Source organism: Methylobacterium sp. J-067 (genome assembly GCF_022829465.1).
GTDB classification, from domain to species: Bacteria; Pseudomonadota; Alphaproteobacteria; order Rhizobiales; family Beijerinckiaceae; genus Methylobacterium; species Methylobacterium litchii.
The window spans coordinates 1-5029 of the sequence record NZ_JAKSXZ010000089.1; the positions used below are offsets into that span (position 1 = coordinate 1).

Genomic DNA, 5029 nt, shown 5'->3' on the forward strand with positions numbered 1-5029 from the left:
GGTGGGCAAGACGCGCTCGGACACGACGCAGCGGACCATCGAGGAGATCACGGCGCGGTTCGAGGAGAACGTGCAGACGTTCCAGCAGATCGTGGCCTCGACGAACCAGCAGCAGCTCGGGATCGAGCAGGTGATGGGGGCGCTGCAGAACATCCGTCAGGCGAGCCAGCAGACGGCGGCGGGGACGCGGCAGGTCGAGACCGCCTCGGCCAACATGACCGAGCTCGCGCAAGCGCTGACGGCGCTCGCGGAGCGGTACCGCACCTGACAGGGCCGCCGGCGCCTCACCCCCGCACGAAGGCGAGGAGGTCGGCGTTCAGCACGTCGGCGTTCACGGTGAGCATGCCGTGGCTGTAGCCGGGATAGGTCTTCAGCGTGCCGTGGCGCAGGTGCGTGATCGCCTTCAGGGCCGCGTCGGCGATGGGCACGATCTGGTCGTCCTCGCCGTGCAGCACCAGCACCGGCACGCCGATGGCCTTCAAATCCTCGGTCTGGTCGGTCTCCGAGAAGGCCTCGATCCCCTCTTGGTGGGCGAGCGCGCTGCCCATCATGCCCTGCCGCCACCAGTTCTGGATCACGCCCGGCTGGGGCGTCGCCCCGGCGCGGTTGAAGCCGTAGAACGGGCCGGTCGGGACATCGAGGAAGAACTGGGCGCGGTTGCCGGCGAGCGCCGCGCGGAACCCGTCGAACACCTCGCGCGGCAGCCCGTCCGGGTTCGCCGCGGTCTTGAGCATCAGCGGCGTGATCGCGCTCACCAGCACCGCCTTGGCGACGCGGCCCTGCGGCTCGCCATGGCGGGCGACGTAGCGCGCCACCTCGCCGCCGCCGGTCGAATGGCCGATATGGACGGCGTTGCGCAGGTCGAGATGCGCGACGACCGCCGCCGCGTCGGCGGCGTAATGGTCCATGTCGTGGCCCCATCCGACCTGGGCCGAGCGGCCGTGCCCGCGCCGGTCATGGGCCACCACGCGGAAGCCGTGCCGGACGAAGAACAGCATCTGCGCGTCCCAATCGTCCGACGAGAGCGGCCAGCCGTGGTGGAACACGATGGGCTGCGCGTCCTTCGGCCCCCAATCCTTGAAGAAGATCTCGGTCCCGTCCTGCGTGGTGATGGTCGGCATGGTCGCCTCCTGTGAGGGATGGGGGTGTGGGCAAGGTTCAGGCCGCCGCCGGCCGGGCGGTGTCGCGGAGCCACGCCGCCACGAGGCCGATCTCGGCCTGGGACAGGCCGTGGCCAGCGGGCAGGATCCGGTGCGTGACGGCGGCGCCGGCCGCCGTGAGCTGTTCAGCGAGCCGCCGCGCATTCTCCACCGGCACGATCGGATCCATGATCCCCGAGAGCATCAGGACCGGCTTGCCCGCGAGGGCAGGGAAGGGCGGCACGGCGAAGGGCACCATCGGCCGGATCAGCACCGTCCCCGCCAGGGTTTCCGGCCGCTGGAGCAGCGTCGCGGCGGCGATGTTGGCGCCGTTCGAGAAGCCGAGCGCCAGGGGCGCGGCGAGGCCGTAGCGCTCCCGCGCCTCGCCTACGAAATCCGCGAGCCCATCCGTGCGGCGGCGCAGGTCGTCCTCGTCGAAAACGCCCTCGGCGAGGCGGCGGAAGAAGCGCGGCGCGCCGTTCTCGCTGACCTGCCCCCTGGGGGAGAGCAGGGCCGCGCCGGGGGCGACGGCCCGGCCCAGCGGCAGGAGGTCGTCCTCGTCGCCGCCCGTCCCGTGCAGGAGGAGCAGCGGGGACAGGGCGGCCTCGCCCGGCGCGAAGCGATGGCGGAAGGACAGGGTCTCGGTGGTCATGGCACCCTCCACGGGGGAGACGGGGTTCAGGCGACGGCCGGGAGCACGGCCTCGATCTCGGCGCGGTGGCGCTCCAGGCCCGGCGGCAGCTTCAGCGCCTGGCCGAGGGTCGCCTCCGGCTCGTCCACGGCAAAGCCGGGGGCGTCGGTGGCGATCTCGAACAGGACCCCGCCCGGCTCGCGGAAGTAGACCGAGCGGAAATACTGCCGGTCGCGCTGCTCGGTGACGCCGAGCCCGTGCCGGTCGCGCAGGGCGTCGGCCATCGCCGCCTGGGCCGTGTCGTCGGCGGCGCGGAAGGCGATGTGGTGGACCGAGCCCGCCCCCTGGCGGCCGGGCAGGAACGCGCCCACCGCCCGCAGGGTGACGTGCCGGCCGGAGGCCGCCGTGCCGGAATAGCGGGTGGCGGAGCCCTCCCTTCCGGTCTGCGTGAAGCCGAACACCTCCGTCAGGATCGCCGCCGTGCCCTCGCCCTCCGCGAGGAGCAGCGTCACCCCGTGCAGGCCGAGGATCGCGTGCTCGGCCGGCACGGAGCCGCCGGTCCAGGCGGAGGGCGCCGCCGCCTCGTCCACGCCGACGAGGGCGAGCATCATCCCGTCGGGATCGCGGAAGCGCAGGGTCGGCTCGCCGAAGACCTGCACCAGCGCCTCGTGGCGCACGCCCTTCTCCACGAGCCGGTGGGTCCACCAGCCGATCGAGGCGCGGGGCACGCGGAAGGCGGTCTCCTGCGTCTCGCCGAGGCCCGCCCGGCCGGGGGCGGCATGGGGGATCGGGAAGAAGGTCAGGATCGAGCCGGGACGGCCCGCCGCGTCGCCGTAGTAGAGGTGGTAGGTGCCCGGATCGTCGAAGTTCACCGTCTTCTTGACGAGGCGCAGACCGAGCACGGCGGTGTAGAAATCGAGGTTGCGCGCCACGGGCCCGGAAAAGGCGGTGACGTGGTGGAGGCCGGTCTCGGACATGGCGTCGTCTCCTGGAGCGCGCCCGGTGGGCGTCGTCGATGGAGACACGATGCGCCTTGCCATGGCGCCTGAAAATAGAAACGATGGAAACTCATCGTTTCCGGAAACGACCCATGCGCCTGCCCGATTTCGAAGCCTGGGCGATCTTCGCCAAGGTGGTGGAGGCCGGCTCCTTCGGCGCCGCAGCCACGGAGCTCGGCCTGTCGAAGGGGACGGTCTCGAAGGCGGTGGGGCGGCTGGAGGCGCGGATCGGCGCGCGGCTGTTCCACCGCACCTCCCGGCGGCTGGCGCTGACCGAGGCGGGGCTGGCCGCGCGGGACGACGCGGCGCGGCTCCTCGCGGAGGGGGAGGCCGCCGAGGCGCGGGCCACCGCCGCCACGGCGCTGCCGCGCGGCCTCGTGCGGCTCGCGGCGCCGATGAGCTTCGGGGTGCTGCATGTGGCGCCGCTCCTGCCGGATTTCCTGGCGCGGCACCCGGCGGTCTCGGTCGACCTGCATCTCGCCGATTCGGTGGTGGACCTCGTGGGCGGCGGGTTCGACATCGGCCTGCGCATCGCGGCCCTGCCGGATTCGTCGCTGAAGGCGCGACGGCTCTGCCCGGTGCAGCGCTCCCTCGTGGCGACGCCGGGCTATCTCGACCGCCACGGGCGGCCGGACCACCCGGACGACCTCGCCCGCCATGCCTGCCTCGGCTACGCCTACCTGCCGACGCCCGACCGCTGGCGCTTCCGCCATGCGGACGGGCGGGAGGCGAGCGTGACGCCGGGCGGCCCGATGCGGGCGAACAACGCCGAGGCCCTGGCGCCGGCCCTGCGGGCGGGGCTCGGCCTCGCCCTCCAGCCGGATTTCATGATCCACGAGGATCTGGCCGCCGGGCGGCTGGAGCGGGTCCTGCCGGACTGGGCGGCCCCGCCGATCTCGCTCCATCTCGTGACGCCGCCGGGCGAACCCCGCCCGGCGCGCGTCGTCGCGCTGATCGATTATCTGGCCGGGGCCCTCGTCGCCGCCCCCTGGGCCAGGGCGGTGACGACGACGGCGGCGGCCTGAGGGTCAGCTCGCCATCTTGCGGGAGGCCTCGCGGACCTGCCGGGTCGACTGGTCGAGCTCGCGGCTCGAATGGGCGATCAGGCTGACGTTGCGGCTGATCTCCTCCACGGCCGTGGTCATGGCCTGCATGTTGGACGACATCTCGCGGGCGACGGCGGCCTGCTGGTCCACGGCGGCCGAGATCGCGGAGGAGATCTCGTTGACCTCCCCCACCGTGTGGCCGATCCCGGCGATGGCCGAGGCGGCCTCGCCCGCCGCCTTCTGCGTCTGCGAGATCTGGGCGCTGATGCTCTCCGTCGCCTTGGCGGTCTGGGCGGCGAGGTTCTTCACCTCGGCCGCGACCACCGCGAAGCCCTTGCCGGCCTCGCCCGCCCGCGCCGCCTCGATGGTGGCGTTGAGGGCGAGGAGGTTCGTCTGGGAGGCGATGTTGTCGATCATCTCCACCACGGCGCCGATGCGCTGGGCCTCGGCGGCGAGGCCGCCCACCACCGCCGAGGTGGCGTTGGCCTGGCTCACCGCGCGGTTGGTGATCTGCACCGCCCGCTGCACCTGCTGGCTGATCTCGCCCACGGAGGCCGCCAGCTCCTCGGCGCCGGCGGCCACGCTCTGGACGTTGCCCGAGGCCTCCTCGGCGGCGCTCGCGGCGCCCACCGTCTGCTCGGAGGCGCGGGTGATCGCGTCGGCCACCACGTCGAGGTCGCCGTCGATGCTCCGCTGCAGCCGGTTGCGCTCCAGGCGCTCGGTGACGGCGGGCGTCACGTCGGTGGCGAACTTCACCACCTTCACGAGGCGGCCGGCGGCATCCATGACCGGGTTGTAGGTGGCCTGGATCCACACGTCGCGGCCGCCCTTGTCGATCCGGCGGTACTCGGCCGCCTGGAACTCCCCCCGGCGCAGGGCCTCCCAGAACCGTGCGTAGGCGTCGGCCTTGGCCGCGGCCTGGTCCCCGAACATCGAATGGTTCCGGCCGCTCACCTCGTCGAGGCTGTAGCCCACCACGGCGAGGAAGTTCGGGTTGGCGTCGAGGACCCGGCCGTCGAGAGCGAACTCAATGAGCCCCTGCGAGCGTGGGAGCGCCCGGAGCTTGCCCGCGACAGCGGCGTTGAGCAGCTTCTGCGCGGTCACGCCGGTGGCTGACTTCACCACCTTCACCACGGTGACCAAGGCATCCGAGCAGGGGTTGTAGGTGGCATGGATCAACAGGGCGCGGCAGACCTTGGCGAGCCGCCGAGACTC

Annotated in this window: 5 protein-coding genes and 1 pseudogene; 2 read left to right on the top strand and 4 right to left on the bottom strand. The window is 72.8% G+C overall.

Annotated features, from left to right (window positions below; all coding sequences use genetic code 11):
- Window positions 1-268: pseudogene (locus tag MKK52_RS09025) on the top strand (hypothetical protein); the annotation flags it as partial.
- Between the two features lie 16 nt (window positions 269-284).
- Here the strand turns inward: MKK52_RS09025 and MKK52_RS09030 are convergent.
- From MKK52_RS09030 to MKK52_RS09040, 3 genes are read right to left on the bottom strand one after another with little or no spacing between them, the layout of a single operon-like run.
- Window positions 285-1121, bottom strand: coding sequence for an alpha/beta fold hydrolase (locus MKK52_RS09030; protein ID WP_243953471.1), 837 nt, complete (start codon window positions 1119-1121; stop codon window positions 285-287).
- Window positions 1122-1158: 37 nt separating this feature from the next.
- Window positions 1159-1791: an alpha/beta hydrolase gene (locus MKK52_RS09035; RefSeq protein ID WP_243953472.1), complete on the bottom strand. Its 633-nt coding sequence runs from the start codon at window positions 1789-1791 to the stop codon at window positions 1159-1161.
- Window positions 1792-1817: 26 nt separating this feature from the next.
- On the bottom strand, window positions 1818-2747 hold the full coding sequence (locus tag MKK52_RS09040; RefSeq protein WP_243953473.1) for a ring-cleaving dioxygenase: 930 nt from the start codon (window positions 2745-2747) through the stop codon (window positions 1818-1820).
- 113 nt (window positions 2748-2860) lie between these two features.
- On the opposite strand from MKK52_RS09040, the gene MKK52_RS09045 reads away from it, so the two are divergent.
- Entirely contained in the window at window positions 2861-3793 is a 933-nt protein-coding gene (locus tag MKK52_RS09045; RefSeq protein ID WP_243953474.1) for a LysR family transcriptional regulator, read from the top strand.
- A 3-nt stretch (window positions 3794-3796) separates the two neighbouring features.
- On the opposite strand, the gene MKK52_RS09050 is transcribed toward MKK52_RS09045, so the two are convergent.
- Window positions 3797-5029: methyl-accepting chemotaxis protein (locus MKK52_RS09050; protein ID WP_243953475.1), on the bottom strand; the 1233-nt coding region annotated here is incomplete at its 5' end.